The sequence below is a fragment of the Streptomyces sp. NRRL S-350 genome, from assembly GCF_000719705.1.
Lineage (GTDB): Bacteria > Actinomycetota > Actinomycetes > Streptomycetales > Streptomycetaceae > Kitasatospora.
In genome coordinates this window covers 85,166-111,182 of the sequence record NZ_JOHO01000008.1, presented here as the reverse complement: position 1 = coordinate 111,182, position 26,017 = coordinate 85,166, and the positions used below count along the sequence as shown (strand labels likewise).

Annotated in this window: 24 protein-coding genes; 9 read left to right on the top strand and 15 right to left on the bottom strand. The window is 74.1% G+C overall.

The window, feature by feature from the left end:
* Positions 1–129 precede the first annotated feature (129 nt).
* The 4 genes from IF30_RS0110570 to IF30_RS0110555 form a co-directional block, all read right to left on the bottom strand.
* A complete protein-coding gene (locus IF30_RS0110570) occupies positions 130–717 on the bottom strand; it encodes a hypothetical protein (RefSeq protein WP_030235326.1) in 588 nt (195 codons plus the stop codon).
* A gap of 295 nt (positions 718–1,012) precedes the next feature.
* On the bottom strand, positions 1,013–1,759 hold the full coding sequence (locus IF30_RS0110565) for a hypothetical protein (protein WP_030235323.1): 747 nt from the start codon (positions 1,757–1,759) through the stop codon (positions 1,013–1,015).
* A 45-nt stretch (positions 1,760–1,804) separates the two neighbouring features.
* Positions 1,805–3,028, bottom strand: coding sequence for a cyclic dehypoxanthinyl futalosine synthase (mqnC, locus tag IF30_RS0110560; RefSeq protein ID WP_051709745.1), 1,224 nt, complete (start codon positions 3,026–3,028; stop codon positions 1,805–1,807).
* A 150-nt stretch (positions 3,029–3,178) separates the two neighbouring features.
* Entirely contained in the window at positions 3,179–4,105 is a 927-nt protein-coding gene (locus tag IF30_RS0110555; protein WP_199807850.1) for a menaquinone biosynthetic enzyme MqnA/MqnD family protein, read from the bottom strand.
* Positions 4,106–4,629: 524 nt separating this feature from the next.
* Between IF30_RS0110555 and IF30_RS0110550 the strand changes: the two genes are divergently transcribed.
* Positions 4,630–4,833, top strand: coding sequence for a cold-shock protein (locus IF30_RS0110550; protein WP_030235313.1), 204 nt, complete (start codon positions 4,630–4,632; stop codon positions 4,831–4,833).
* Between the two features lie 243 nt (positions 4,834–5,076).
* Here the strand turns inward: IF30_RS0110550 and IF30_RS0110545 are convergent, their stop codons facing one another.
* On the bottom strand, positions 5,077–6,426 hold the full coding sequence (locus IF30_RS0110545; protein ID WP_051709743.1) for a dicarboxylate/amino acid:cation symporter: 1,350 nt from the start codon (positions 6,424–6,426) through the stop codon (positions 5,077–5,079).
* 518 nt (positions 6,427–6,944) lie between these two features.
* Here IF30_RS0110545 and IF30_RS0110540 point away from each other — a divergent pair.
* Positions 6,945–8,156 (top strand): MFS transporter, encoded by a 1,212-nt coding sequence (locus IF30_RS0110540; protein WP_030235307.1) that lies wholly within the window; start codon positions 6,945–6,947, stop codon positions 8,154–8,156.
* A 432-nt stretch (positions 8,157–8,588) separates the two neighbouring features.
* On the opposite strand, the gene IF30_RS0110535 is transcribed toward IF30_RS0110540, so the two are convergent.
* The 4 genes from IF30_RS0110535 to IF30_RS0110520 all read right to left on the bottom strand — a co-directional run bounded on the left by IF30_RS0110535 (position 8,589) and on the right by IF30_RS0110520 (position 12,373).
* Positions 8,589–9,653 (bottom strand): LacI family DNA-binding transcriptional regulator, encoded by a 1,065-nt coding sequence (locus tag IF30_RS0110535; RefSeq protein WP_078891288.1) that lies wholly within the window; start codon positions 9,651–9,653, stop codon positions 8,589–8,591.
* Between the two features lie 36 nt (positions 9,654–9,689).
* A complete protein-coding gene (locus IF30_RS0110530) occupies positions 9,690–10,034 on the bottom strand; it encodes a DUF4229 domain-containing protein (protein ID WP_030235302.1) in 345 nt (114 codons plus the stop codon).
* Positions 10,035–10,230: 196 nt separating this feature from the next.
* Positions 10,231–10,758: a GNAT family N-acetyltransferase gene (locus IF30_RS0110525; RefSeq protein WP_030235300.1), complete on the bottom strand. Its 528-nt coding sequence runs from the start codon at positions 10,756–10,758 to the stop codon at positions 10,231–10,233.
* Positions 10,759–10,768: 10 nt separating this feature from the next.
* Positions 10,769–12,373: an MFS transporter gene (locus IF30_RS0110520; RefSeq protein ID WP_078891287.1), complete on the bottom strand. Its 1,605-nt coding sequence runs from the start codon at positions 12,371–12,373 to the stop codon at positions 10,769–10,771.
* On the opposite strand from IF30_RS0110520, the gene IF30_RS0110515 reads away from it, so the two are divergent.
* Together IF30_RS0110515 and IF30_RS47650 are read left to right on the top strand one after the other, a co-directional pair.
* Positions 12,372–13,340 carry a GlxA family transcriptional regulator gene (locus IF30_RS0110515; RefSeq protein ID WP_030235294.1) on the top strand — a complete coding sequence of 323 codons (969 nt, stop codon included), beginning with the start codon at positions 12,372–12,374 and terminating at the stop codon, positions 13,338–13,340. The genes IF30_RS0110520 and IF30_RS0110515 overlap by 2 nt on opposite strands.
* Before the next feature lie 375 nt (positions 13,341–13,715).
* Positions 13,716–13,862 (top strand): hypothetical protein, encoded by a 147-nt coding sequence (locus IF30_RS47650; protein WP_158834920.1) that lies wholly within the window; start codon positions 13,716–13,718, stop codon positions 13,860–13,862.
* Between the two features lie 32 nt (positions 13,863–13,894).
* Here the strand turns inward: IF30_RS47650 and IF30_RS0110505 are convergent, their stop codons facing one another.
* Positions 13,895–14,368 carry an ATP-binding protein gene (locus IF30_RS0110505; RefSeq protein WP_051709740.1) on the bottom strand — a complete coding sequence of 158 codons (474 nt, stop codon included), beginning with the start codon at positions 14,366–14,368 and terminating at the stop codon, positions 13,895–13,897.
* A 596-nt stretch (positions 14,369–14,964) separates the two neighbouring features.
* Here IF30_RS0110505 and IF30_RS0110500 point away from each other — a divergent pair.
* Both IF30_RS0110500 and IF30_RS0110495 read left to right on the top strand, forming a co-directional pair.
* Entirely contained in the window at positions 14,965–15,624 is a 660-nt protein-coding gene (locus IF30_RS0110500; protein ID WP_063752566.1) for a sigma-70 family RNA polymerase sigma factor, read from the top strand.
* Entirely contained in the window at positions 15,621–16,856 is a 1,236-nt protein-coding gene (locus IF30_RS0110495; RefSeq protein ID WP_037899571.1) for a zf-HC2 domain-containing protein, read from the top strand. Before IF30_RS0110500 ends, IF30_RS0110495 begins: the two co-directional genes overlap by 4 nt.
* Before the next feature lie 3 nt (positions 16,857–16,859).
* Here IF30_RS0110495 and purU read toward each other — a convergent pair whose 3' ends face one another.
* Both purU and IF30_RS0110485 read right to left on the bottom strand, forming a co-directional pair.
* Positions 16,860–17,726, bottom strand: a complete 867-nt coding sequence (gene purU, locus IF30_RS0110490) for a formyltetrahydrofolate deformylase (RefSeq protein ID WP_234322661.1) — start codon at positions 17,724–17,726, stop codon at positions 16,860–16,862.
* A 144-nt stretch (positions 17,727–17,870) separates the two neighbouring features.
* Positions 17,871–18,305, bottom strand: coding sequence for an SCO4402 family protein (locus IF30_RS0110485; RefSeq protein WP_234322660.1), 435 nt, complete (start codon positions 18,303–18,305; stop codon positions 17,871–17,873).
* Between the two features lie 255 nt (positions 18,306–18,560).
* On the opposite strand from IF30_RS0110485, the gene IF30_RS0110480 reads away from it, so the two are divergent.
* Positions 18,561–19,859, top strand: coding sequence for an ABC transporter substrate-binding protein (locus tag IF30_RS0110480; RefSeq protein ID WP_051709737.1), 1,299 nt, complete (start codon positions 18,561–18,563; stop codon positions 19,857–19,859).
* Between the two features lie 119 nt (positions 19,860–19,978).
* Here the strand turns inward: IF30_RS0110480 and IF30_RS46510 are convergent, their stop codons facing one another.
* Together IF30_RS46510 and IF30_RS0110470 are read right to left on the bottom strand one after the other, a co-directional pair.
* Positions 19,979–21,175, bottom strand: a complete 1,197-nt coding sequence (locus IF30_RS46510; protein WP_051709734.1) for a hypothetical protein — start codon at positions 21,173–21,175, stop codon at positions 19,979–19,981.
* A 207-nt stretch (positions 21,176–21,382) separates the two neighbouring features.
* Positions 21,383–22,759 (bottom strand): hypothetical protein, encoded by a 1,377-nt coding sequence (locus tag IF30_RS0110470; RefSeq protein ID WP_030235271.1) that lies wholly within the window; start codon positions 22,757–22,759, stop codon positions 21,383–21,385.
* Positions 22,760–23,074: 315 nt separating this feature from the next.
* On the opposite strand from IF30_RS0110470, the gene IF30_RS0110465 reads away from it, so the two are divergent.
* Positions 23,075–23,776 (top strand): bifunctional DNA primase/polymerase, encoded by a 702-nt coding sequence (locus IF30_RS0110465; protein ID WP_030235268.1) that lies wholly within the window; start codon positions 23,075–23,077, stop codon positions 23,774–23,776.
* Between the two features lie 430 nt (positions 23,777–24,206).
* Here the strand turns inward: IF30_RS0110465 and IF30_RS0110460 are convergent, their stop codons facing one another.
* Entirely contained in the window at positions 24,207–24,899 is a 693-nt protein-coding gene (locus IF30_RS0110460; protein WP_030235264.1) for a metal-dependent transcriptional regulator, read from the bottom strand.
* Positions 24,900–25,119: 220 nt separating this feature from the next.
* On the opposite strand from IF30_RS0110460, the gene IF30_RS0110455 reads away from it, so the two are divergent.
* Positions 25,120–25,884, top strand: a complete 765-nt coding sequence (locus IF30_RS0110455; protein ID WP_030235261.1) for a sugar isomerase domain-containing protein — start codon at positions 25,120–25,122, stop codon at positions 25,882–25,884.
* Positions 25,885–26,017 lie beyond the last annotated feature (133 nt).

Below are 26,017 nucleotides of genomic sequence, written 5' to 3'. Positions count from 1 at the left end.
CACCCTCGCCCGGACATCCCGACCAACGGGGCACACCCATGGGCCCACCGGCCACCCGCGGAACGCCTCCGCCGGGGCGCCCGGCCACGGAACACCAGCGTCACGCCGGCCACCCGCGGAGCGCCTCCGTCAGGACTGCGCGCGCCGCCCGCCCGCGCGCCGCTTGCGACGGGAGCGCTTGCCGTGCGTTATCGCGGGCATCCCGTCTGCCAGCGTCTCGGTCGCCAGCGCGAGGTTGGCGGCCAGCCGCCCCTGCCCGGCGCGGACCGCGACGGCCTTCCGGTACCGCCGGATGCGCAGCACGCAGATCACGAAGAGCACCACGGCGACCGGCACGCTGAAGCGGGCCAGGCCCACGCCGACCGGCTGCGGGTAGGTGTCGCCGCAGATCCGCACCGCGCCCGCGTCGTCGGCCGCGTGTTCCAGGCAGATCTTGTCACCGAGCTTGGTGCCGTCGGCGAGCGGCAGCGCGGCCGCGGTGTGCGGTTGCCCGCCCGCCCGGTAGCTGACGGCGCTGTAGGTGCCGCCGCCGGTGGGGAGCTGGGTGACGACGCCCTCGACTCTCACCGGGTGCGCCTCGATCCGGTCGGCCTGGTCGGCTTGGCGCCAACCGAGCAGGCACATGCCGACGGCCAGCACGGCGCTGAGCACGGCGGCGAGGTACCAACCACGGCCCAACCGCGGGATGCGCGGCGGGGGAACGGTCGCGGTTTGCATGGTTCCTGTCCTGGCTTGCCGTCGGGGCCTGGGACGGGGCCCCGCCACCCGCGGGTACGGGCGGTGGTGTGGTGAGGGTGCGGAATGAGCTGTTCGGGATCGTATCCGCTGGCGGGCCCTCAGGTCACGGCGAAGGGGCAATCACCCGGCGGCACGGGCACCGCAGTTCGGGTGCACACGAAGGAAGTCCCGTACGTGACAGGGGAATCCGGCTACTGACGGGTACGTCACACTCGGGCCGACGGCCTCCGACGGCCCCCGCCGACCACGCACCACGGCGTCCCGGAGCTCCCGCTCACCGCCGCCGGTACACCAACCGCCCGCCCAGCACCGTGGCGAGGCACCCGCCCGGCGCGGGCCGGGCGCCCTCCTCCCCCGCGCTCGCGAAGACTGCAAAGACCGCGAAGTCCGCCCGGCCACCGACCGTCAGCCGCCCGTGCACGGCCTCCGCGAGCGACAGCACGGCCAGCGGGTCCAACGGCCCCGCCCCCGAGTCACCGGCGCCCCCCGCACCACCCCCGGCACCCGCGCCACCCCCGACACCCGCGACGCCCCAAGCGCCCACGGCCCCCGCAGTCCCCGCAGCGCCCACGGCACCCGAAGAAGTGCCCGTCAAGGCCACCACCCCCGACCGCGCCACCGCCGTCCGCACCGAGGCCCGCCGGAACGGCCCGGCCACCGCCGTCACCCCGAACCCGAGCATCCGCTGCAGCCCCCGCCGCGCACTCGCCCCACACCGCGTCTCGTCCGTGGACCCGACCAGCCCGTCCGCCACCGGCTCGACGCCGATCTCCTCCCGCGGGTCCGGGTGGTACGCCCGCTCCAGCAGCCAGTGCCCGTACGGGTTGCACAGTCCCGGTGCCAGCACGGCCCGGCCCCATTCCCGTACCCGCGCGCCGGGGTGTGCCGCGGCCAGGCCGCCGTACGGCCCGATGGCCTCGACGAGTTCGCCACGCACCAGCACCGCCCCGTCCGGGTGGGACGGGGCGGTGGGGTCGGCCGGGTCGGGCAGCACGAACGCCGCCCGGTGCAGTGTCAGCACGGGGGAACCTTCGCCGGGAGGGCGGCCGCCTGGGTGGCGGCGGCCTCAGTCGTTGTCGAGGATCTTGAGCTCGGGGTGCGCCGTACCGCCCTCGATCGCCGTGGAGGCGATGTGCGAGGCGACCCGCGGGTCGACCGGGTCGTCGGCCGGGTCGTCCAGCACCCGCAGGTGCTCGTACGTGGTCGAGCGCTGCGCCGGGACGCGGTCGGCGGCCCGGATCAGGTGGATCAGCTCGGTGAGGTTGGAGCGGTGCTTGGCACCGGCGGCCGAGACGACGTTCTCCTCCAGCATGACCGAGCCGAGGTCGTCCGCGCCGTAGTGCAGCGACAGCTGGCCCGCCTCCTTGCCGGTGGTGAGCCAGGAGCCCTGGATGTGGGCGACGTTGTCGAGGAACAGGCGGGCGATCGCGATCATCCGCAGGTACTCGAAGACGGTGGCCTGGGTCGAGCCCTTCAGGTGGTTGTTCTGCGGCTGGTAGGTGTAGGGGATGAAGGCGCGGAAGCCGCCGGTACGGTCCTGCACGTCGCGGATCATCCGCAGGTGTTCGATCCGCTCGGCGTTGGTCTCGCCGGTGCCCATCAGCATGGTGGAGGTGGACTCCACGCCGAGGCCGTGCGCGGCCTCCATGATCTCCAGCCAGCGCTCGCCGGACTCCTTCAGCGGGGCGATCGCCTTGCGCGGGCGCTCAGGCAGGAGTTCGGCGCCGGCGCCGGCGAAGGAGTCCAGGCCGGCCTTGTGGATCCGGGTGATGGCTTCCTCGATGGAGACGCCCGAGATCCGGGACATGTGCTCGACCTCGGAGGCGCCCAGCGAGTGGATCACCAGCTGCGGGAACTCGGCCTTGATCGCCGAGAAGGCGCGCTCGTAGTACTCCACGCCGTAGTCCGGGTGGTGGCCGCCCTGGAACATGATCTGGGTGCCGCCCAGCTCGACCGTCTCCGCGCAGCGGCGCAGGATCTCGTCGAGTTCGCGGGACCAGCCCTTGTCGCTCTTCGGCGGCACGTAGAAGGCGCAGAACTTGCACGCCGTCACGCAGACGTTGGTGTAGTTGATGTTGCGCTCGATGATGTACGTCGCGATGTGCTCGGTACCGGCGTAGCGGCGGCGGCGCACCGCGTCGGCGGCGGAGCCGAGTGCGTGCAGCGGAGCCGAGCGGTAGAGCTCCAGCGCCTCTTCCGGAGTGATCCGGCCGCCGGCGGCGGCCCGGTCGAGCACGGCCTGCAGGTCGGTGCTGGACGCATCGAGGGTGGTCGCTGCGAGCTCGGTCACCTGACGGCCTTCTCTCTCTCGGGTGTTGCTGCTGTCTGCGCTGCCGGCACGGACAACAGGGCGTCCGGGTACGGCCGAACCAGCGTACGCCAGCACGTTCCGCCGCCTGCGGCAGCCCGCTTCGCTCCGCGCCGGGCGCCCCGCCGCCCCTCAGCCGAGCGGCGACCGGTCCGGCTCCAGCGCTGGTTCCACGGCGCCTTCCACGGCTGCTGCCACGGCTGCTTCCACGGCCGGTTCCAGCGGCAGCTCCGGCGCCCGCTCCGCCGGTTCCAGCAGCCGCACCGCCACGTCCGGCGCGAAGCCGCTGTCGTGCGCGACCCGCCGGGCGAACTCGGCGACGCCGGCCAACTGCCGCTCGCCGAGCGAGAAGTCGAGCGCCTCGCTGAAGTACCGCTCCAGCACGTCCGCGCCGAAGGCCTCCCAGCGGGCGGCCTGCTCGGCGACCTTGGCCGCCTCCACCAGCGACAGGTCACGGGACTCCAGGAAGGCCCGGTGCACGGCTGCAGTCAGTTCGGGGCGCCGTTCGGCGAACTCGCGGCGCACCGCCCAGACCGCGAAGACGAACGGCAGGCCGGTCCACTCCTTCCACATCTCGCCGAGGTCGTGGACGGTCAGCCCGAGGTCGGCGGCCTGCCCGAGGTAGGCGCGCAGCGCCGGGTCGCCGATCAGGACGGCGGCGTCGGCCTCGACGAGCATCGCGCTGAGGTCCGGCGGGCAGCTGAAGTAGTCCGGGCGCACGCCCTCGCGCTCCTCCAGGAGGAGCCGGGCGAGCCGGACGGAGGTGCGGCTGGTGGAGCCGAGGGCGACCCGGCGGCCGTCGAGGTCGGCGAGCGGCACCTTGCTCACGATCAGGCAGGACATCACCGGGCCGTCGCTGCCGACCGCGATGTCGGGCAGGACCAGCAGGTCGTCGGCGTTGCGCAGGTACTCCACGCAGGTGATCGGGCCGATGTCCAGGGCGCCGTCGACGAGTCGGTCGCTCAGCTTCTCCGGGGTGTCCTTGGTGAGGTCCAGGTCGAGCAGGTTGCCGGTCCGGGCGAGTCCCCAGTAGAGGGGTACGCAGTTCAGGAACTGGATGTGGCCGACCCGCGGCCTGACCGGGGTGCTCGCGCCCGGGGTGCCATCCCGGCCCGGGGGCCTCGCCCCGCCCGCGGTGTCGTCCCCGCCCGGGCCGTTCTGGGGCTCCCGCGTCCGCGCGTCCGGTGTTCGTGCGTCCGGTGCTGCCACTGCGCCGCTCCCTTGCTGTTCGTACGCTTCCCCGCAGCGTATGCCTGCCGTTCCGGACGGCCGCCACCGGGCGCCCGACACGCCATCACCCGCCCCCGGCACGCCTTTCCACGCCCGCTCCCGCCCTTACGACACGCCCCTTCCGAGCCGCAAACGACCCCTGGTCGTCACAGCTGCCGCATGCTAGCGTTGCCCTCAGTTGCAGTTTGATTCCCCTTGCAGTACTTGAAGCCTGCGGAGCATGTAACCGCGGGCTTTTTGTAGTTTTTCAGCAATATCGAAAAACTTCGGACTCGTCCGGAGGCAGGGCGATCAGCGCAGCGGACCGGGCGCCACACGGTGTGGTCCCCGACACGCATCGCAAGGAGAACGGCATGGCCACGGGAACCGTCAAGTGGTTCAACGCTGAGAAGGGCTTCGGCTTCATCGCCCAGGAGGGCGGCGGCCCGGACGTCTTCGTTCACTACTCCGCCATCAACGCGAACGGCTTCCGTTCGCTGGAGGAGAACCAGGCGGTGAGCTTTGACGTCACCCAGGGCCCGAAGGGCCCGCAGGCGGAGAACGTCACCGCCATCTGACCATCCTCTGATGATCTGATCGCTCGGGACCCCGACGGGTCCGCCGACGGCTCTCGACGCCGTCACCATGAGCACAACAGCAGTACCCAAGGGGGCCCGCCTTTCGGTGGGCCCCCTGCCTTGTCGCACGGACCGCCTCGCACCGGCCCGTCCGGGCACCCTCGAAGTCCCGCCTCGGCCAGGGGACGCGCAAGGGCCCTCTCCCGTCGCGGGAGAGGGCCCTTGCCGCCGTACCGGCGGGGATCAGGCGGCGGCCGCAGCCCCCGCGGGGGCCTTGACCGGGGCGGCGCCCGTCGGGGCGTCCGCGTCGTAGAGGTCACCCGAGGGGTTGTTGTACGCGGCGACGTCCAGGATCTTCTCCCGCGCGGCGACCAGGACCGGCACCAGCACCTGCCCGGCGACGTTGGTCGCGGTGCGCATCATGTCCAGGATCGGGTCGATGGCGAGCAGCAGGCCGACGCCCTCCAGCGGCAGGCCCAGGGTGGACAGGGTCAGCGTCAGCATGACGATCGCGCCGGTGAGGCCCGCGGTGGCGGCCGAGCCGACCACGGAGACGAAGGCGATCAGGACGTAGTCCTTGATGCCGAGCTCGATGTTGTAGACCTGGGCGACGAAGATCGCGGCGATCGCCGGGTAGACCGCGGCGCAGCCGTCCATCTTGGTGGTGGCGCCGAACGGCACCGAGAAGGACGCGTACTCGCTCGGGACGCCGAGGCGCTCGGTGACGCGGCGGGTGACCGGCAGGGTGCCGACCGAGGAGCGCGAGACGAAGGCCAGCTGGATGGCGGGCCAGGCGCCCTTGAAGAAGTGGAGCGGGTTGAGGCCGGCGGCGAAGCGCAGCAGCAGCGAGTAGACGACGAAGAGGACCAGCGCGCAGCCGACGTAGATGTCGAGGGTCAGCGTGGCGAAGGGCTTGAGCAGGTCCCAGCCGTACTTGGCGACGGACTTGCCGATCAGGCCGAGGGTGCCGAGCGGGGAGAGCCGGATGACCCACCACAGCGCGGTCTGGGTCAGCTCCAGCACGGACTCGCTGAGCTTGAGGACCGGCTCGGCCTTGGCGCCGAGCTTGATGACGGCCGCGCCGACCACGACCGCCATGAAGACGATCTGCAGGACGTTCACCTTGGCGAAGGCGTCGACGATGTTGGTCGGGAAGATCCCGGTCAGGAAGTCGATCCAGGTGCCCTTGGAGTCGAGCGCCTTGAGGCCCTCGGTCTTGAGGTTGGTGCCCTTGCCGGGGTCGGTCAGCAGGCCCAGGCCCAGGCCGATGCCGACCGCGATCAGCGAGGTGATCATGAACCACAGCAGCGTCCGGGTGGCCAGGCGGGCCGCGTTGGTGACGTTGCGCAGGTTGGCGACGCTCACCACGATCGCGGTGAACACCAGCGGCGGGACGGCCAGCTTGAGCAGCTGGACGAAGATCTTGCCGATGGTCTCCAGGGTGGTGGCCAGCCAGGAGATGTCGGCGGCCCGGGCCAGGTAGCCGAGGCCGACGCCGAGCACGAGGCCGGCGACGATCTGCACCCAGAACGGCGTCTTGCGGATACGGGCGAGCACGGAGGGCGACGTGGTCGCCTGGGGCGCTGTGGACATGGGAGTGCGTCTCCGGGGGAGGGCGTTGCTCAACAGTGGGGTGTGGGGCGGAGAAGGCGGCACGGCGCGGGGCCGGACGGGAGAGGTCGGGCCCCCGGTCAGGGGCGTGCCGCCGCCATACAGCTCATGGCAGCACGGGTCGCGGCAGTGCGGCTCATGGCAGCACGGCCCAGGGCCGCACGGCTCATGGCGCGACAACGGCGCGGGCTGTCCACAGCGCCGGTCAGAGCACCTGGGCGGGCGGCGCCGGGCAGTGGGCCCGGGCCGTGCATCCGCAGTGCGTCTGAGGCTGTCATGGCCGATACGTTAGCAGTAAAGGTTTGAGATGTTCAAAGTACTTGTTTGAGATGGAGTGGACCCGAAGCCCGCCCCACCCCCTCCCCCGCTTCTAGATCCGGACACGAACGAGGCTGACGCACCATCAGTCCGAGTGAACGCCCCGGTTGACCGGCGGGTGGTTATACGTATAACTTTGACAGCGTCCCCGCCCCCGCCTGCCCAGACCGGAGAGGACGCCGATGGGCTACCTCGCCCTGCTCCGCGCCCCGCACGTCACCCGCCTGCTCCTCGGCACCCTGCTCGGCCGACTGCCCGCCGGCATGACCGCCCTGGTGATCGCCCTCGCCCTGCGCGAGGCCGGCGCGCCGTACGGGCGGATCGGCCTGGCCACCGCCGCGTACGCGATCTCGGCTGCCGTCGGCGGACCGGTGCTCGGACGGATCGTGGACCGCACCGGGCAGCCGCGCGTCCTGCTGGCCTCGGCCGTGGTGGCCGGCGGCGGGTACGCGTTGCTGGCCTTCGCCCCCGGCTCCCCGCTCGCCGCCCCGGTCGGCGCCGCGATAGCCGGCCTCGCGATGCCCCCGCTGGAGCCCTGCCTGCGCTCGCTCTGGCCGGACGTCGTCGAGGAGGAGCAGCTCGACACCGCCTACGCCTTCGACTCCGCCTCCCAGCAGATCCTCTACGTCGCCGGGCCGCTGGCCGTCGCCGGGATCGCCGGCCTGGTCAGCCCGGTCGCCGCGCTCTGGGTGGCCGCCGGCCTCGGCCTGGCCGGCGCACTGATCGTGGCCACCGCCGCACCGGCCCGGGCCTGGCGCGCCCCGGTCCGCGCGCACTCCACCGGACTGCTCGGGCCCCTGCGCTCCCCCGGCCTGGTGTTCCTGCTGGTCGGACTCGCCGGCGCCGGCTGGGCGGTCGGTTCGCAGAACGTGCTGTTCATCGCCTACGCCGAGCACCACGCCGGCGCCCTGCCGGGTGGCGCCGGCACCCTACTGGCGCTCGCGGCGCTCGGCGGCCTGCTCGGCGCGCTCGCCTACGGCGCGGTCCGGTGGCGCAGCACCACCGCCACCCGCACCTGGGTGATGGCACTCGCGATGGCCGCCTCCTACCTGCCGCTGGTCGCCCTGCCCGGGCCGTACCCGATGGCCGCACTGGCCTTCCTGTCCGGGATCGCGCTGGCACCGCTGCTGGCGGCGGCGTTCGTGCTGGTCGCCGAACTGGCGCCGAGCGGCACGGTCACCGAGGCCTTCGCCTGGCTGGTGACGCTGTTCGCCACCGGCAACTCGCTCGGCTACGCCGTCTCCGGCAACCTCGCCGAGGGCTCGCTGCGCGCGGTCGCCCTGTGCGCGGCGGGCGGGATCGCGCTCGGCGGACTGCTGCTGTTCGGCGCTCGGCGCTGGTTCCACCCGGCGCCCGTCGCGCCCGCCCTGGCCCAGCCGGTGCCGGTCGGCTGAGCCCGCCCCCACAGACGACTGCGCCCACCGGGGTCTGGCCGGTGGGCGCAGTCCTGCTCTCGCAGCTGACGTGTCCTTGCAGCTGACGTGTTTCTTCCGGCCGGATTGTTCCTTCCGGCCGGGCCGGGTTCCGTCCGGCCGGCCGGGGTTCCATCCGACTGCCTGCGGCCGATCAGCCGTGGCGCCCCGGCGGCGGCGGCCTCGGCGGGCGGGGCCGTGAGGGTGCCGGTGAGCAGGGGGCCGGCGAAGAGGCCGAAGGCCGCGGCCGTTCGGGGGCCGCTCCGGACAGGCGTGGGGTTCGCGGTCGGGACGTCCGTATGCCGGAATCTCATCGTCCGGTCGTTCTCCCCGGCCCACGACGCGAGAGCGGCTGACCGCTAACCGACTGTTCTGAGCAATCCGAAGAGATGACGGACAGCCCGGTGGGGGCGGTCAGGCCAACGCGGTGGAGGAGCGCAGCACCAGGGACGTGGCCAGCGGCGCCACCGGGGCCACCGGCTCCCCGCGCAGCAGGCCCGCCAGCGCGGCCGCCCCGGCCCGCCCCAGTTCCTCGCCGGGCAGGTCGACGGTGGTCAGCGGCGGGGCCAGCAGCGCGGCCACCGCGACGTTGTCCATGCCGACCACGGACAGGTCCTCCGGCACCCGCAAACCCAGCTCGGCGGCGGCCTGGTAGACCCCGGAGGCGACCACGTCGTCGTCGCAGACCACCGCGCGCGGCCGGTCCGCCCGGGTCAGCAGGCGGGCCGCCACGGTCCGCGCGGCCCGGTGCCCGTCGTTCAGGCTCACGCCCAACTCCACGACGTCCAGGTCGAGTTCCCGCACCACCTGCTCGAAGGCGGCCTGCCTGACCCGGAAGGTGTGCGCGGCGTGGCTGGAGCGCAGCCGGCCGATCCGGCGGTGGCCGAGGGCGGCCAGGTGCTCGACGGCGGCCCGCATCCCGCCGGCCACGTCGAGCTCGACGGTCGGGCGCGCGCGGTCGGTGCCCGGGTCGGCGTCCAGGAACACCGCGGGGGTGTCGGTGGGCAGTTCGCCGAGCTGGCTGTCGTCCGGGGAGCAGATCAGCAGGCCGTCGAAGCGCCCGGCGGTGGCGGCCTCGGCGAGGGTGGCGCTGCCCCAGCCGGAGCTGACCACGACCGCCAGCCCGTTGCGGCCGGCCTCCTCGTGGACGCCCTCCAGCACCCGGCCGAAGAACGGGCCCTGGAGGTTCGGCACGGCGAGCAGGATCATGCCGCTGCGGCCCAGGCGCAGCTGCCGGCCCGCCGCCTGCGGGTGGTAGCCGAGGCTGTGCGCGGCCTCCCGGACCCGCTGCCGGGTCGTCTCGGAGACCCGGCGGCCGGCCTCGGCGCCGGAGAAGACCAGGGAGACGGTGGCCTGCGAGACCCCGGCGAGCCGGGCCACGTCCCGCCCGGTGGGCCGGCGGGACGGGGGCGGCCAGGTCCCGAGCGCGCCCTCGGCGGAGGGCTGCTCGGGCGGCACGGAGTCTCGGGTGGCGGGCACGGCGGCTGCGGTACGGCTCGGCGGTCCGGGGCGGGGTCAGTTCCGCCCGGTGGCGGCCGCGCGGGCGGCGTCGTCGGCGGCGTCCTCCTCGGCGTTCTGCGCCGCGATCCGTCCTGCGGTACGGCTGCGCAGCCCGGAGACCTTGCCACTGATCTGGGCGGACATCTCGTCGCGCTGCTTGCTCAGCAGGGCGTAGCTGAGCGGCGCGGAGGCGACCGCCGCCAGCAGGAAGAGGAAGATCACGCCGGCGTCGCCGCTGACCGGGATGACCTGGAAGTGCCCGAGCAGCAGGGCCACCAGCAGGCAGGCGAGGAAGATGCTGACCCGCAGGGAGGTGTAGCGGAGCGTGGCGTGCGACTTATCCGGGCCGTTGCTGCTCACTGGGACACATCCTTCTCGTTGCGCGGGGGCGTGGGCGGGTCCACCAGTCAAGCATGCCTGACGGCCGCCGCGGGGAAGGGGTCACCCGGTCGTCCGCCCCGACGCCCCGGCCGTCCCTTGACCACCCCCTGACCCCCCCCCGGCCGCCGCCCCCCGGCCGCCCCCGGCCGCCCCCCTGGTACGTCCGGGCCCGTGGTCAGCGCAGGTCGAGCCACATGGTGATGTCGTCGCGGTCGTCCCCGGGGGCCACCCGGATCGCGGCCGGCACTCGGCCGACCTCCCGGTAGCCGGCACGGGCGTAGAACCGCTCGAGCCCCAGGCCGCCGCGCACCGTGAGCCGCAGCGACTCCAGGCCCCACTCCCGGGCCACCCGCTCGGCCTCCGCGAGCAGTTCGCCGCCGTGGCCGCGGCCCTGGTGGTCGGGGTGCACCATGACCCGCTGGAGCATGCGCCAGTGGTCCATGGGTTGGAACCGCATCGACGCGAAGAACAGCGCGCCGACCAGCCGACCGGTGTCGCCGTCTTGGGCGACCAGCAGCCGGTCCGGGCCGTCCGGGGCGAGCCCGGCGAACTGGGAGTCGGCACGGTCCCACACCTCGTCCTCGGTGACCGGCCCCACGAAGCCGACCGCGCCGCCGGCGTTGGTGACGTCGGTCCACAGCCGGACGACGGCCGCCCGCAGGTCGGGGTCGGGCTTCGGGTCCAGGGTGAAGGTGAGCGCCATGCGCCGGAGCCTAGACCTCAGCACCGACAGCCCCGGCTCCGACGGCCTTCGCCGGGGCACCGTCACCGCCCGGCCGGTCGGTCCGCCCGGTGCGCAGCGCCAGGCAGAGCCCGACCGCGACCGCGCACAGCGCGCCGGCGCCGTACCAGGTCAGGTCGTAGTTCCCGAGCGCGTCGCGGGCCAGGCCCGCCAGCCCGGCGACGACGGCCGCGCCGATCTGGTGGCCGGCCAGCACCCAGCCGAAGACGATCGACGCGTCCTCGCCGAAGTGCCGACGGCACAGCGCGACGGTCGGCGGCACGGTGGCGACCCAGTCCAGGCCGTAGAAGACGACGAAGGCGAGGACCGGCGGCTGCAGCGAGCCGGACAGCAGTTGCGGCAGCAGGAGCAGCGAGAGGCCGCGCAGCCCGTAGTAGACGGTCAGCAGCACCCGGGAGTCGACCCGGTCGGTGAGCCAGCCGCTGAACACCGTCCCGGCCACGTCGAAGACGCCGATCAGGGCGAGCAGGCTCGCGGCGGTGGTGACCGGCATGCCGTGGTCGTGCGCCGCCGGGATGAAGTGGGTGCCGACCAGGCCTGCGGTGGTGGCGCCGCAGATCGCGAAGGAGCCGGCCAGCAGCCAGAACGCCCGGGTGCGGGCGGCGTCGCGCAGCACCCGCAGCGAGCGGGCCAGGGCGCGGCTGTCGGCGGCCGGCGCGGGCGGGGCCTCGGTGGCGCCGTACGGGAGCAGGCCGAGGTCGGCGGGCCGCTCGCGCATCAGCAGCAGGACCGGGACGGCGACGGCGCTGGCGGCGAGCGAGACCACGACCACGGCCGAGCGCCAGCCGTGCTGTTCGACCAGCCAGGCGCCGACCGGCAGGAAGACCAGGTTGCCCGCCGCGCCGGCGGCGGTCAGCACCCCGGTGACCAGGCCCTGGCGTGCCTGGAACCAGCGGCCGGTGATGGTGGTGGCGAAGGCCCCGGCCATCGAGCCGCTGCCCAGGCCGACCAGCACGCCCCAGCAGAGCACCAGTTGCCAGGGTTCGCGCATCAGCATGGTCAGCCCGGAGCCGACCGAGATGGTCAGCAGTGCGCAGACCACCACCAGGCGCACCCCGAAGCGGTCCATCAACGCGGCGGCGAAGGGGGCGGTGAGGCCGTAGAGGGTCAGGTTGACGGAGGTGGCGCTGGAGATCGTCCCGAGCGACCAGCCGAACTCGTTGTGCAGGGCGTCCATCATCAGGCTCGGCGCGGAGCGGAAGCCGGCCGAGCCGAGCAGGACGAGCAGGGCCACCCCGGCCACCACCCAGGCGTAGTGCACCCGGGGGCGCCTGGCCGGGACGGCCCCTCCGACGCCTGCCGCCGGGGCGGGGACGAGCGGATCGGTGACGAGCGGATCGGAGCCGGTCGGCTCGGAGGCGGCCGGCTCGGGGAAGGTCGGCTCGGAGGCGGTCGGCTCGGGGGCGGTCGGCTCGGGGGCGGACGTGGGGGCGAGGGCGCTGCGTTCGGTCACGCGGACGAGTGTTCCGGGCGTCCGGGGCCCGGACGAGTGGCCTGAATGACAGCTTTCGCAAGAATCGGGCCAAGGTTCCCGCGTACCCTGGCCCTGACCCGCCGGCACCTGAGGGGACGACATGGCACACCTGGTCGCGGTACTCGCCCTGAACGGCGTGATCGCCTTCGAACTCGGCATCCCCGCCCGCATCTTCGGCGGCGCCAAGGACCCGTCCGGGCAGCCCCTCTACGACGTGGCCACCTGCACCCTGGACGGGGGGCCGGTCGCCACCAGTGCCGACTTCCGGGTCACGGTCGACCACGGGCCCGAACTCCTGGAGCGGGCCGACACCGTGGTGGTCCCGGCCTCCGCCGACTCCGGCCCGGCCGTCGCCGACGCCTGCTTCACCCCGGAGCTGGCCGCCGCACTGGCCCGGATCCGCCCCGGCACCCGGTTGATGTCGATCTGCACCGGCTCCTTCGTCCTGGCCGCCGCCGGCCTGCTGGACGGCCGTCCGGCCACCACCCACTGGCGCTACACCGAGCGCTTCGCCCGGCTGTTCCCCCGGGTGCGGCTCGACCCCGACGTGCTCTACACCGACGACGGCGACATCCTCACCTCCGGCGGGGTCGCCGCCGGGGTGGACCTCTGCCTGCACGTGGTGCGGCGCGACCACGGCAGCGCGGTGGCGAACGCGGTGGCCCGCAACTGCCTGGTACCGCCTTGGCGCGAGGGCGGCCAGAAGCAGTACGTGGAGGCCCCGAGCCCGGTGGACGCCGAGGGCAGCGGCACCGCCGCGGTGCGCGCCTGGGCGCTGGAGCACCTGGACCGGCCACTCGCACTGCGCCAACTCGCCGACCGCGCGGGCATGAGCGTGCGGACCTTCACCCGGCGCTTCCGCGAGGAGACCGGCGCCAGTCCGGGCCAGTGGATCACCACCCAGCGCACCGAGCGGGCCCGCCAGCTGCTGGAACGGACCGATCTGACCATCGACCAGGTCGCCCGGGAGTCCGGCTTCGGCACCGCCGCCTCACTGCGGCTGCAACTGCGCGGCCGGCTCGATGTGGCACCGAGCGCCTACCGGCGCACCTTCCGTACCAGCGCCTAGGCGGGGCCTGCCGGTCGGTCAGGCGGCCGGGCGCCGGCGCGGCCGGTGGCCGGATCTCGCCGTGGCGCGGCGCCGAATTGGATGGCGGCGGGCCGCGCGCACCCCGAGCACGGCACGGCAGGCCGCCATCCAACCGCGACGCGCGGGCCCTGAACCCGCGCCTCGACCTCCGCACTCGCCGAGGAGGCGGCCCGTGACCGGCCGTCCGCAGCCCCCTCGCTGACACGATCCCCCTGGACAGCGGCACTGCGGCGGTGGACGGACGTCCCCTCGGCGTCCCCTCGCGTCGGAGCGCCGCACCCAAGCGTGATCAGTCGGATACGTCACGTCAATGGGTAGTCCGAAATTCGGAATGGTTGCGTCACCTTTCGGCCGGTGATCGCCATCCGCGCCCGACAGTCGGCCGCCGGGGTGACCGCCACGGTGCCCGCGAACCTGATCGCCGACCTGGGCACCGGCCTGAGCACCCGCTTGAGCACCGGCCTGATCGCCAGTCCGATCGCGAGCCGATCGCGGGCCTGATCGCGACGGCGCTCCGGCCGCCGGGACAGCCGCTATTGCGCCAAAGCCGCCCAGTCCACGTCCGCCAGCGGATCGGCGGGCCGGGCGTCCGAGCCGATCTCGCACCAGACCCGCTTGCCCGAGCCGTCCGGGTACCAGCCCCAGCGCTCGCAGAGCAGCTCGACCAGCTCCAGGCCGCGCCCGTTGGTCGCGTCCTGGTCCGCCCCGGCGTGCCGCGGGGCCGGGGCGGCCTGGCTCGCGTCGGCGACCTCCACCCGCAGCGGGACGGCCGGACAGCCCGTCGGCACTCCCTCGGCCACCGGCAGGCAGAGCCGCAGCACGGCCGGACAGCCGGTGTGCACCACGGCGTTGGTCACCAGCTCCGAGACCACCAGCACCACCGTCTCGGCCATCGGCGCGTCCGGGTCCACCCCGTGGTTCAACAGCCGCGAGCGCACCCACCGACGGGCCCGGCCGACCTCCGCGGGGTCCGCCTGCACCGCCAGCTGTACCTGAAGAACCTGCACCGCTCCACCACCCGCACTCGCAGTTCGGCCTAAGTCCCGATCGCGCCGGATCTGCCGGCCGGGCGGGTCCTCGCACTCCGCCCGGCGCCACCCGAGCCGCTCCCGGACGTCCGCCCGGTCCGTTCACCCGCGCCCACTCGTCCGCTCCGACCCGTCGGCCGCGCACCGGCCGCGACACGAACACGCCTCAGGATGGGCGGCCGGGCGGGCCGCAGCAAGCGCTTCGGGCATATTCCGGCGATCGGGGGACAGGGCAGTGCATACTGTCCCGCTCACTCTCGCGAGCCTCGTACCGGCGCTCGTCCGGCCCGGGCCGACCCGCCGGTCCCGCAGTCGGGAACCTACCGCCGGACGCCCCCGGCGCCCCGCCCGCCACTCGCGAACCACCCGTGCGACATATGTCCAGCGGTTCTCGAACAGCGGGCCCGCCCGCGGCTCCGGAACCCTGCCCGCACATCCGGCCCGGAACCCGCTCGGGCACCCGGTCCGGCGATCCGCGAGGACGGATTCCGTTGTTGCCGGATTCCCTCCGCCGCGCACCGGCCGCAAGATACCGTTGGGTACGCCAGCGGACCGGGTCAGGAGGGTGGTTCCCGATGGCCACTCCGGAGCGGGCCCCACGCTGGGACGAGCAGGTGCAGCGCCGCCTCGCGCGCGGCGAGGAGACCGCGCTCGGCGAACTCTACGACCAGCTCGCGCCGATGGTGCACGGCCTGGCCGGGCGGATACTGGCCGACCAGGCCGCCGCCGCCCAGCTGACCCGGGAGATCTTCGCCCACGTCTGGGAGCACCCCGAGGACTTCGATCCGGCCCGGGGCACCCTGCGCTCCTGGCTGGGCGCGCTCACCCACCGCCGCGCGGTCGACCGGCTGCGGGCGCGGCGCGCCGCCGAACACCCGGCGGACGGCGACCCCCTGGGAGCGGAGGCGGAGATCCGCGCCGTGGCGACCGCGGCCCGCATGCGGTACGTGGTCGACTCCCTGCCCCAACCCCTGCGTGAGACCATCGCGGTGACGTACTACGACGGCCGCACCTACCGGGAGACGGCCCGACTGCTCGGCATCAGCGAGCAGGCCGCCAAGCAGCGGATGCGCCTCGGCCTGGAGCTGCTGGCCACCGAACTGGCCGACGAACCGACCGACGAACCGGCCGACGAAGGCGCCCGCCAGGACCAGGCCGGCGACCAGGCCGACGAACAGGCCGGCGACCAGGCCGGAGACCGCGCCGAGGACCGAGCCGGAGACGGGAAGACGTGAGCAGCACTGAGGAGCAGCACGACGCCCTGCGCTCGCTGCTCGGCGCCTGGGCCCTCGGCGCCTGCCCGACCCGCGAGGCCGCCGAGTTGGAGCAGCACCTGCGGGCCTGCCCGGAGTGCGCCGAGGAGGCGGCCCGGCTGCGCGGGGCGGCCGGCTGGCTCTCCCTGGACGAGCCGCTGGACCAGCCGGGCTCGCTGCGCCAGCAGGTGCTCGACTGGTGCCTGGCCCGCCGCCCGGCCGAACTGCCCGTCCCCACCTGGGTGGTGCCGTACGCGGCGGAGACCGCCAAGCTCGACGCCCTGCTGCGCGACCTCGGCCGGGAGGAGTGGCAGGAGGTGGCCGAACTGCCGTGGCACGGCGGCACCGACCGGCTGCGCCCGGCCGAGGTGCTCGGCCACCTGACCGCCGTGGACGGCTTCCTGGCGCTCGCCCTGGGGCTGCCCGACCCGGTGCCGGCCGTCCCGGGCGCACCCGTCGCGGCGGCCGAACGGCGGGTACCGCCGCAGGATCCGGCCGGGCGGCCGTCGGCGCCGCGGGTGCCGCCGCCGGGCGGCCCGTACGCCACGATCGCCGCGCGCACCGCCCGGATGGTCGCCGAACAGGGCGCCCTGGCACCGCAGTCGGTGCGCGCCCGGTGGCGGCGGCAGACCCACGACCTGGTGCGCAGCGCCGCGCTCGCCCCGCAGGGCGGCACGCCGGTCGACTACGGGTTCACCGTGCTGCCGCTGCGCGACGCCTTCGTGGACCGGGCCTTCGAGTGCTACGTGCACGGCGAGGACGTGGCCCGGGCGGTCGCCTACCCGTACGATCCGCCCGCGCCGCAGCACCTGCGGCCGATGGTGGAGCTGGTGGTCCGGCTGCTCCCCCGGGCGCTGGCGGCCCTGCGCGCGGCGCGCCCGCAGCACGCCGGGGCGCCGGTCGGCGCGGGTGCGCCGGGTGCGCCGGGTGCACGGGAAGGCGCGGTCCCGCCCGCCCGGCGGCTGCGGCTGGTGGTCGACGGCCCGGCGGGCGGCGAGTGGCTGGTCCCGCTGGGCGGCGGGGGCGCTTCGGCGGGACCGGAGGCGGCGGCGCCCGGCGGGGAGCCGGTGGCCTCGATGGTGCTGGACGGCCTGGAGCTCTGCCAGTTGGCCGCCGCGCACCGCGACCCGGACCGGCTGCCGGTCGGCGAGCACGGGGACCGGGTCGCGATCCGCGAGGTGCTGCACGCGCTCCCGTTGCTGTCGCGGCCGTAGGGCTTACGCGAAGACGACGGTACGGGTGCCGTCGAGCAGCACCCGGTGCTCGCTGTGCCACTTCACCGCGCGGGCCAGCGCCTGGCACTCGACGTCCCGGCCGAGCGCGACCAGCTGGTCCGGGCTGACGTCGTGGGTGACCCGGGCCACCTCCTGCTCGATGATCGGGCCCTCGTCCAGGTCGGCGGTGACGTAGTGGGCGGTGGCGCCGATCAGCTTGACGCCCCGGGCGTGCGCCTGGTGGTAGGGCTTGGCGCCCTTGAAGCTCGGCAGGAAGGAGTGGTGGATGTTGATCACCCGGCCGGACAGCCGGGTGCACAGCTGGTCGGAGAGCACCTGCATGTAGCGGGCCAGGACGACCAGCTCGACCTGCTCCTCGGCCACCAGGTCCAGCAGCCGCTGCTCGGCCTCCGCCTTGGTGTCCTTGGTGACCGGGATGTGGTGGAAGGGGATCCCGTAGCTCTCGGTCAGGCCCTGCAGGTCGGTGTGGTTGGAGACGACCGCGGCGATCTCCACCGGCAGGGCGCCGATCCGGGTGCGGTAGAGCAGGTCGTTCAGGCAGTGGCCGAACTTGCTGACCATCAGGACGATCCGCATCCGCTGGTCGGTCGGGTGGATCTGCCAGTCCATCCCGAAGGAGGCGCCGATCGCGGCGAAGCTGGCCCTCAGCTTGTCGGCGGTGACGGGCTCGGGGGCGGAGAAGTGCACCCTCATGAAGAAGAGCCCGCTGTCGCCGTCCCCGAACTGCTGGCTGTCGATGATGTTGCAGCCGGTCATGAAGAGGTAGCTGGAGACAGCGTGGACGATGCCCTGCTTGTCGGGGCAGGACAGCGTGAGGACGTACTGGGCGCCGGCCGGCTGCGGTTCCACTGGGGGTATCCCGTTCTGAGCTCGTGACGTGCGTGGACGCTCCAGCGTGTCACATCCTGGACAGCCGCCGCCCCGCTGCCCGTACTGCGGGACGGCTGCGCCCGGCAGCCGGCGGCCGTCCCGCGTCCGGCCCCGCCCCGGGGATCAGACCTGGGTGAGGATGCGCAGCACGTCCAGCGACTTGGGCGCCGCGTCCGGGTCGTCCCCGTCGCCCGCCGCCAGCGCGACGTGCGCTTCGCGGGCGGCCCGGACGGTCTCCGGCCAGCCGGGGTGGCCGAGGTAGGCGGAGGCGGGGGCGTCCGCGCCGACCTCGTGCAGCACCTGCACCGCCCGCAGGACCGCGACGTCGACCAGCGCGGCCTCGGCGGCGTCCCGGAAGATCGTGCCCACGTACTTCTCGGCCGACCAGCGGTCCAGCCAGGTGTCCTCGACCAGCCGGTAGACGGCGTCGGTCACGTCCCCGTAGCCCTCCCGGCCGGTCAGCCAGGCCTCCTGCTGGAAGGCGGGGTCGGACAGCATGTGCAGCGCCGAGCGCAGTCGGGCTCGCCAGCGCCACCAGGGCAGGTCGTTGAGCGGCATGCCGCCCATCGTGCTGGAACGGTGGCCCGGACGAGAAGGGTTTCGGGCGGACCGGTGCGAAGAATCTGTGCTGGCGGACATGGTGAACGATCGTACGTTCCCCGTCCGTTCGTACTCCACTCCCGATCTACACGCGTACCGCTCCGGAGTTCGGCCGCCGTTTGCCGACCGTTCGCATTTCTGCCCTCTCGGCTTGTGGCGCCGGGGCTTGGCTGGATCCGGTGCGCCGAAGTGCGCCCAGAGAGAGGGAAACCGATGACCAGCCGAAGGGACTCTTTCCAGGGCCGTCCCCCGATCGGGCGGCGCCGGTGCCGCCGCCCGATCGCCGCCGCCGCGACCGCGGCGGCCTTGCTCCCCACCCTCTTCTCGGCCTCCGCGTGCGGCGGACCGGCCGACGCCGCCGGCGGCACCGACCTGACGGTGATGACCTGGGCACCGTCCGGCACCGGCACCGCCGACCGGCCGGGCATGACCGCCCTCGCCTCCGCGATCGGCCAGGACGTCAACCTCAAGGGCGGACTCGACGGACGCCGACTGCGGGTGATCACCTGCAACGAGCACAACAGCGCCGACGGCGCCCGCGCCTGCGCCCAACAGGCCGTGGACGCCAAGGCCGCCGCCGTCATCGGCTCCTACAGCCAGTGGGGCGAGGACTTCATGCCGGTCCTGGAGCGCGCCGGCATCCCGCTGATCGGCGGCTACGGGCTCTCCCAGCCGGAGTTCTCCAGCCCGCTGTCCTACCCGGTGGACGGCGGCATGCCGGCCCTGATCGCCGGCAACGGCCGCCAACTGGTGGAGGCCGGCTGCAGGACCGTGTCCCTGATCCGCCCGGACACCCCGGCCGGCGACAACCTGCTCGGCTACCTGGGCAACGCGCTGCGCCCGGCCGGGATCAAGCTCCAGGACGTCAAGGCGCCCGAGGGGTCCTCCGACTACACGCCGGTGGCCCGCAAGGCCCTCGGCAAGGACGAGCCGGGCAACTGCGTCACCAGCGCGCTGGGAGCCGAGCCGACCGGCAACCTGCTGGACTCCTACCGGCGGCTGACCCCGAAGAACACCCGCATCGCCTCGGTCATCGGCAGCGTGCAGCAGTCGGTGGTCGACTCCACCGGCGGCGACTCCGGCCCGCTGGGCGGCGCCTACGTCACCAGCTGGTACCCGCCGGAGTCGGCGAAGGTCTGGGACGGGCTGCGCGCGGTGGTGCGCGCCGACACCACCGGCGGGCGCACCATCGACGTCTCCGACCCCGGGGTGCAGACCACCTGGGTCGCGTACGAGGTGTTCCGGACGGTGGCGCAGAAGCTGGCGGAGGCCGGCAAGCCGGTCACCCCGACGTCGATCGCCGGGCTGCTGGACTCCGGCGAGGGCATCGACACCGGGATCACGCCGCCGCTGAACTGGGGCGCCACCAACATGCTGCCCAGCACCGAGTCGCCGCGGCTGGTGAACACGTGGGTCACCGACCAGGTGGTGAGGTCCGGCCGGATGACCCTGCAGCAGCCGGGCTTCGTCGACGTCCGCTGGGTGCTCACCGGGGGCCGCCCACCCGCCTGACGCACGGGGGGCGGGCCCGTCCGGCCCGCCCCTCCCGCCGGGGACCGGCGCCGCCGCCGGATCCGCGCCGTTACGGGGTCCGCACCGCTACGGGTCCGCACCGCCACCGGATGCGCTGGCTACAGGTCGCCGTCGCTGCGGGCGGGCAGGCCGGTCTGGGTGGCGATCGTGTTCCAGAGCGCGGAGGCCTGCTTCTTCGCGTTGGTCGCGGAGCCGCTGGCCTGGACCGCGTTCTTGTAGTGCTGGTTGTCCTGCTTCTTCGCGTCGCAGGAGCCCTGCGCGTCCTGCGCCCAGGCCGCGTACTCGTCGTCGGCCTGCGCCGAGGCCGTCCAGGCGGCGTTGAGCTGCTCGACCAGCTGCTGGCCGCCGGGCAGCTTGTCGGTCTTCAGCTGGCCGAGCTTGGTCTGCAGCTCGCGCCGCTTGCCGGCCGCGGCGCTGAGGGCCTGCTGGGACTCGGGGAGCTTGTCGCACTTCTGCACCGAGGCGACCGCGGAGACCACCGAGTTGCGGCTGTCGCTCGCGGTGCCCAGCAGGTCCGACAGCGGCTGCGCCTGCGCCTTGACCGCCGGGTCGACGGCGGCGCCGGAACCGCTCGGGCCGTTCGTCCCGGTGGCGGCGCCACTGCCGGTGGCGGCCACCGGGGTGGTCTTCTTGTCGTCCTTGGCCCCGCCGCCGCCGCTCATCAGGACGGCGACCAGGATGCCCGCCACGGCGCAGCCCGCCACCACGCCGCCGATGATCAGCTTGTTGGACGGGCGGCGGCCGGACCCGCCGGCCCGGGGCCCGTCGTGGTCCTGCACGTGCTCCGGGGCGTAGCCCTGGCCGTGGCCCTGGCTGTAGTCCTGCGCCGGGTAGGCCGGCTGGGGCTGTGCGGCCGCCGGGTAGCCCTGGTAGGCCGGGGCGGCGTGCTGCTGCGGATAACCGGGCGGGGCCTGCGGCGCCGGGTAGCCGGGCGCCTGGGGGTCGCCGGCCGGGTACGGCGGCAGGTGCTGCGTCTCCGGGGCCGGGCCGGGCTGCGGGGCGCCGTACCCGGGCTGCGGCGCACCCCACGGGGCGCCCTGGCCCGGCACGGGCTGCGCGGGCATGGCCTGGGTCGGCAGCGCGTGCCCGCCCTCGCCGAGGTACTCCGGCTGCCCGGACGGCTGCCCCACCGGCGGCACGGCCGAGTGGCCCTGCGGCTGGCCGGGCTGGCCGGGCTGGCCGGGCTGGCCTGCCTGGTCCGGCTGCCCCGGCTGGCCCTGCGGGGCGGGCTCGGGGCGGAACAGGTCGTCCAGGTTGAAGTCACCCGAGTTGGGGTACGAGCGGCGCTGACTCAACGCGATTCCTCACCTGTGCAGGACCGCGCACTGACGGCGGACCACATCTCGTCGGTTCTTGGGAGCATCACAGTTCCTTGGACGTCGCGCCCACGCTACCGGTTCGCCTCACCGGGTGACCACGTGGGCGGGACATCCGTCACGCTCCCTGCACAGACGATCCGGGAGCGACGCCGCTCGCACCGCCCCCGGTCCGGGCCTCCCGGGTCAGGCCGCCTCCGCGTCCGCCCGCGCGTGGAACTCGCGGACCACCCGCTGCTCCCGGTAGGGCTCCAGCCGGCGCCGGAACTCGTCCAGGTACTCCACGCCCCGGTTGGAGCGCAGCCCGCTCAGCAGCCGCACCGCCTGGGTGCCGGTCTCGCAGGCGCGTTCCAGGTCGCGCTGCTGCAGCTGCGCGGTGGCCAGCAGCACGAGGTCGACCGCCCGGCGCCGGACCCGGGTGGGCGGGTGCAGGTCGAGTGCCCGGCGGGCGTAGTGCTCGGCCGGCCCCGCCTGTTCCAGGTCCCGGTGACAGTGGGCGAGTTCGTCCGCGAGGTAGGCGTCGTCGAAGTGGACGATCCAGTCCGGGTCGTCCTCCGGGCGGCGCTTGCCCATCATCTCCAGCGCCTTGGCCGCCACCGCCTCGCAGGATCGGGCGTCGCCGAGCAGGGCGTGACCGCGGGCCTCGGCGGCGTAGAACATCGCCATCGCGGTGGGGGTGGCCACCGACCGGGCGCCTTCCTGGGCGGCGCGGGCGAGTTGGGCGATCTCCCGCGGGTTGCCGAGGGTGGCCGCCAGGTGGCTCATCGAGGCGGCGAGCACGTAGCCGCCGTAGCCCCGGTCGTCGGCCGCCTGGGCCAGCCGGAGTGCCTGGATGTAGTAGCGCTGGGCGAGCCCGGGCTGTCCGGTGTCGACCGCCATGTAGCCGGCCAGCTCGGTCAACCTGGCCACCGCGGCGAAGAGTTGGCGACCGGTCTCCTCCCGGTACGCCCCGCCGAGCAGGCCGGAGACCACCGAGTTGAGGTAGTGCACCACCACCGGGCGCACGTGGCCGCTGCCGAAGCGGTGGTCGAGGTCGACCAGCATCGCGGTGGTCGCCCTGATCGCGGCCACGTCGGTCGGGCCGACCCGGGGGCCGCCGGTCCGCGCCACCACCGGGTCCGGCGGGGTGATCAGCCAGTCCCGGCTGGGCTCCACCAGCGCCGAGGCGGCCACCGTCGCCCCGGTGAGGAAGTCCCGCCGGCCGACGTCGCTGCGCCACAGCTCGCAGACCTGCTCCAGGGCGGCGCCGAGGGTCGGCGCGAACTGCAGCCCGATGCCGGAGCTGAGGTTCTTGCCGTCGGCCATGCCGATCTCCTCGACCGACACGCTGCGGCCGAGCTTGCGGCCCAGGGCCTCGGCGATCACGGCCGGCGCCTGCCCGCGCGGCTGCTGCCCGCGCAGCCAGCGGGCGACGGAGGTCTTGTCGTACCGCAGGTCCAGACCGTGCTCGGCACCGCAGAGGTTGACCCTCCGGGCCAGGCCGGCGTTGGAGCAGCTGGCCTCCTGGATCAGTTGCTGCAGACGCTCGTTGGGCTGTCGTGCGACGAGTGGTCTCGCGGCCATTGGGCTTCGCCTCCCCACGCCCACCGGTCCCGGCCGGCGGGCGACGATTCTGCTGATCTGTTGCCGACTGTCCGACCGTCCAAGGAATCTGACACCAGGTTAGCGATCAGCAACGCCAGCGGGATACCCACGGTGACGATCCGCACCCCCCTTGCGCCCTGGGAAATGCTCCCGTGCGCCCCCGCTGCGCCTGCCCCCGACCCCACCGGCTCGGTCGAGTAACCGGAACGGGTGACATTGCCGGGATGCGTCCAACCGGGCGCCCCGGGGCCGTAACCCGCCTCACGCACGGTAGTTGAGCAGCACGTGGAAGACATCCCCGACGCCTCCGGCCAGGACGAGAACGCCGGCCTGCCCCCGCTGCTCATCGAAGCCGTCGGCTACGCCGAGAACCGCCACTGGGAGGTGGCCCCGGGCGCCTGGCTGGTCGACGGCGACGGGCCCGCCCGCTGCTCCTGCGACGACCCGCACTGCGCGATGCCGGGCGCCCACCCGCTGGACGCGGACTGGGCCCGCAAGGCGAGCGCCGGGCCCGGGGCGGTCCGGCGCTGGTGGACCGAGCGGCCCCAGGCCTCGATCCTGCTCCCCACCGGCCGGTCCTTCGACGTCCTGGACGTGCCGGAGACGGCCGGCTGCCTGGCACTGGCCCGGATGGAACGGATGGACCTCCAGCTCGGGCCGGTGGCGGTGCTGCCCGCCGCACCGGGGCGGGTCGGCCGACGGCTGCACTTCCTGGTCCTGCCCGGGGTCGCGGCCAAGCTCCCGGAGATGCTCCGCAAGCTCGGCTGGCCGCCCGGCCGCCTCGACCTGGTCGCCCGCGGCGAGGGGGACTGGACGGTCGCCCCGCCGTCCCGGATCGGCTCCACCGGGTACGCCCAGTGGGCCCGCTCCCCCTCCGCCCTCAACCGCTGGCTGCCGGACGCCGCCGAGCTGATCAGCCCGCTGGCGTACGCCTGCGGCCGGGAGGCGCCCGCGTACCGCGCCGACCAGGCCGCCCTGCCGGCGCCGGTGGGCTGAACGGGCCGGCCGCCGGTTCACCCTCCCCAGGACGGCCGCCCTACGCCGATCGGGCGAGGGCGCGCTCCGCGCGAGACAACGCGCATGAGTGACGGGCCTTGCCCCCCACCGGGGGCGGGGCCCGTCATCCGCATGTCCGGATAAGGCTTCGACCTACCCGCTGGTCAACCGGGAAAGCCCCTCGTACGAGTGACAGCGCTCAAGGATTGCCATGATCGGCCGAGGGGAGGAATTGCGGTGTGGGCAGCCGGAAGGGGCGCTCGGACGGGGAAGCCGGGCGAGGCGGCGGAGGGGAAGCGGGAGGGACGGAGGGGAAGAGGGAGGGACGGGAGGGAACGGGGAGGCGAGCGGGGCCCGCTGTGCGGGTGAGCACCTCCCGGCCGAAGGCCGGGGGAGCAGCGGGCCCCACTCCGTCGACGAGCGCCGGGCCTCAGGCCTGGGCGACGAAGACGTGCTGGGCGATGTCCTTGCCCAGCTCCGCCGCGGTGTCCCCACTGCCGACCAGCACGCCGCCGACGCCCGCGGTCACCTTGATCGTGGAGCCCGGCCGGACGCCGGCCCGGCGCAGGGTGCTCATCAACACGCTGTCGGTCTGGATCGGCTCGCCGATCCGGCGGACCACCACGTCGGCCCCGGCGTCGCCCGGCTTGACGGTGTCCAGCGGGACGAGCCCGGCGTCGAAGCCCTCGCCCTCCGCCTTGGCGTCACCCAGCTCGTCCAGGCCCGGGATCGGGTTGCCGTACGGGGACTGGGTGGGGTGGCCGAGCATGGCGAGCACCTTGCGCTCGACCGTCTCGCTCATCACGTGCTCCCAGCGGCAGGCCTCCTCGTGCACCTGCTCCCACTCCAGGCCGATCACGTCGACCAGCAGGCACTCGGCGATGCGGTGCTTGCGCATGACGCGCACCGCGAGGCGCCGGCCCTCCTCGGTCAGTTCGAGGTGGCGGTCCCCCGCGACGTTGAGGAGCCCGTCGCGCTCCATCCGGCCGACCGTCTGGCTGACCGTCGGACCGCTCTGTTCCAGGCGCTCCGCGATCCGGGCGCGCATCGGGACGATGCCTTCCTCCTCCAGTTCCAGGATGGTGCGAAGGTACATCTCAGTGGTGTCGATCAGCCCAGACATCGCCGCTGGCTCCGTTCTTCGGTGTCCTCACCGCCAATTCTGACGTACCGGGACGGCAACCGGGCCCGCGCGGGGGCTCCGGGCACCGGTTTCGTCGCTGTTGACAGCGGTACCGCCCGGGCGCGACGGTGCTGGCCGTAGCTTTCTCCACCGGCGCTCCGGCCCACCCGGACCGCCCCATGCGGCCGGCTCCCCCACCGGCAGAGAGCGGAGGCACCAGATGGACGACCTGGTCGGCAGGTACTTCGACGCCGCGATCGCCCACCTCCGGCAGGTCCGCGAGGAGGAGGCCGACACCATCGAGGCCGCCGCCGCGCTGCTGGCCGAGACGATCACCGAGGGCCGCCGGGTCTTCGCCTACGGCGCCGGACACTCCTCGCTGCCGGCCCAGGACGTCGTCTACCGGGCCGGCGGACTAGTCCCGATGAACCTGCTGAACGTGCCCGGGACGGCCGGGGTGACGGTGATGCCCGCACCGCTGTCGAGCGCGCTCGAGCGGGTCTCCGGACTGGCCACCGCCACCCTCGACCTCACCCCGGCGACCACCGGCGACCTGCTGTTCGTGATCTCGCTGTCCGGCCGCCAGGTCATGCCGGTCGAGCTGGCCCGCTACGCCCGGGACCGCGGACTCAAGGTGATCGGCGTGACCTCGCTGGCCTACCCGGCGGAGGTCCCCTCCGCGCACCCGTCCGGCACCTACCTCAAGGACCACTGCGACGTGGTCCTGGACAGCAAGATCGCGGTCGGCGACGGCGAGCTGACCCACCCCGGCGCCGAGACCACCTTCGGGCCGGTCTCCACCGTCGTGACCAGTGCGCTGATGCAGGCCGTGGTCGCCGCCGCGGTCGGCCGGCTGGCCGACCGGGCGAGCGCCGGGGACGCCCCCGCCCCGCCGCTGTTCCGCTCCGGCAACGTCCCGGGCGGCACCGAGTGGAACGCCAAGCAGATGGCCGCCAACGCGGAACGGGTCTTCTACACGTACTGACCCGCACCTCCCGGCCCCCGCCTGCTGACCGCACCCGCCGGCGGACCCCTGACCGGACCGTCGCACACGCTCGGTGCCAGAGCGAACACGGGGCGTACCGGACAATCCACCGCGCCTTCCCGGCCAATGCGTG

Bases quoted from the DNA above. Each gene is read 5' to 3' on its own strand.
- IF30_RS0110570 (WP_030235326.1), bottom strand. From the start codon at position 717: ATGCAAACCGCGACCGTTCCCCCGCCGCGCATCCCGCGGTTGGGCCGT.
- IF30_RS0110550 (WP_030235313.1), top strand. From the start codon at position 4,630: ATGGCCACGGGAACCGTCAAGTGGTTCAACGCTGAGAAGGGCTTCGGC.
- IF30_RS0110545 (WP_051709743.1), bottom strand. From the start codon at position 6,426: ATGTCCACAGCGCCCCAGGCGACCACGTCGCCCTCCGTGCTCGCCCGT.
- IF30_RS0110540 (WP_030235307.1), top strand. From the start codon at position 6,945: ATGGGCTACCTCGCCCTGCTCCGCGCCCCGCACGTCACCCGCCTGCTC.
- IF30_RS0110525 (WP_030235300.1), bottom strand. From the start codon at position 10,758: ATGGCGCTCACCTTCACCCTGGACCCGAAGCCCGACCCCGACCTGCGG.
- IF30_RS0110515 (WP_030235294.1), top strand. From the start codon at position 12,372: ATGGCACACCTGGTCGCGGTACTCGCCCTGAACGGCGTGATCGCCTTC.
- IF30_RS0110520 (WP_078891287.1), bottom strand. From the start codon at position 12,373: ATGTCGTCCCCTCAGGTGCCGGCGGGTCAGGGCCAGGGTACGCGGGAA.
- IF30_RS0110500 (WP_063752566.1), top strand. From the start codon at position 14,965: ATGGCCACTCCGGAGCGGGCCCCACGCTGGGACGAGCAGGTGCAGCGC.
- IF30_RS0110485 (WP_234322660.1), bottom strand. From the start codon at position 18,305: ATGCCGCTCAACGACCTGCCCTGGTGGCGCTGGCGAGCCCGACTGCGC.
- IF30_RS0110480 (WP_051709737.1), top strand. From the start codon at position 18,561: ATGACCAGCCGAAGGGACTCTTTCCAGGGCCGTCCCCCGATCGGGCGG.
- IF30_RS0110470 (WP_030235271.1), bottom strand. From the start codon at position 22,759: ATGGCCGCGAGACCACTCGTCGCACGACAGCCCAACGAGCGTCTGCAG.
- IF30_RS0110460 (WP_030235264.1), bottom strand. From the start codon at position 24,899: ATGTCTGGGCTGATCGACACCACTGAGATGTACCTTCGCACCATCCTG.
- IF30_RS0110455 (WP_030235261.1), top strand. From the start codon at position 25,120: ATGGACGACCTGGTCGGCAGGTACTTCGACGCCGCGATCGCCCACCTC.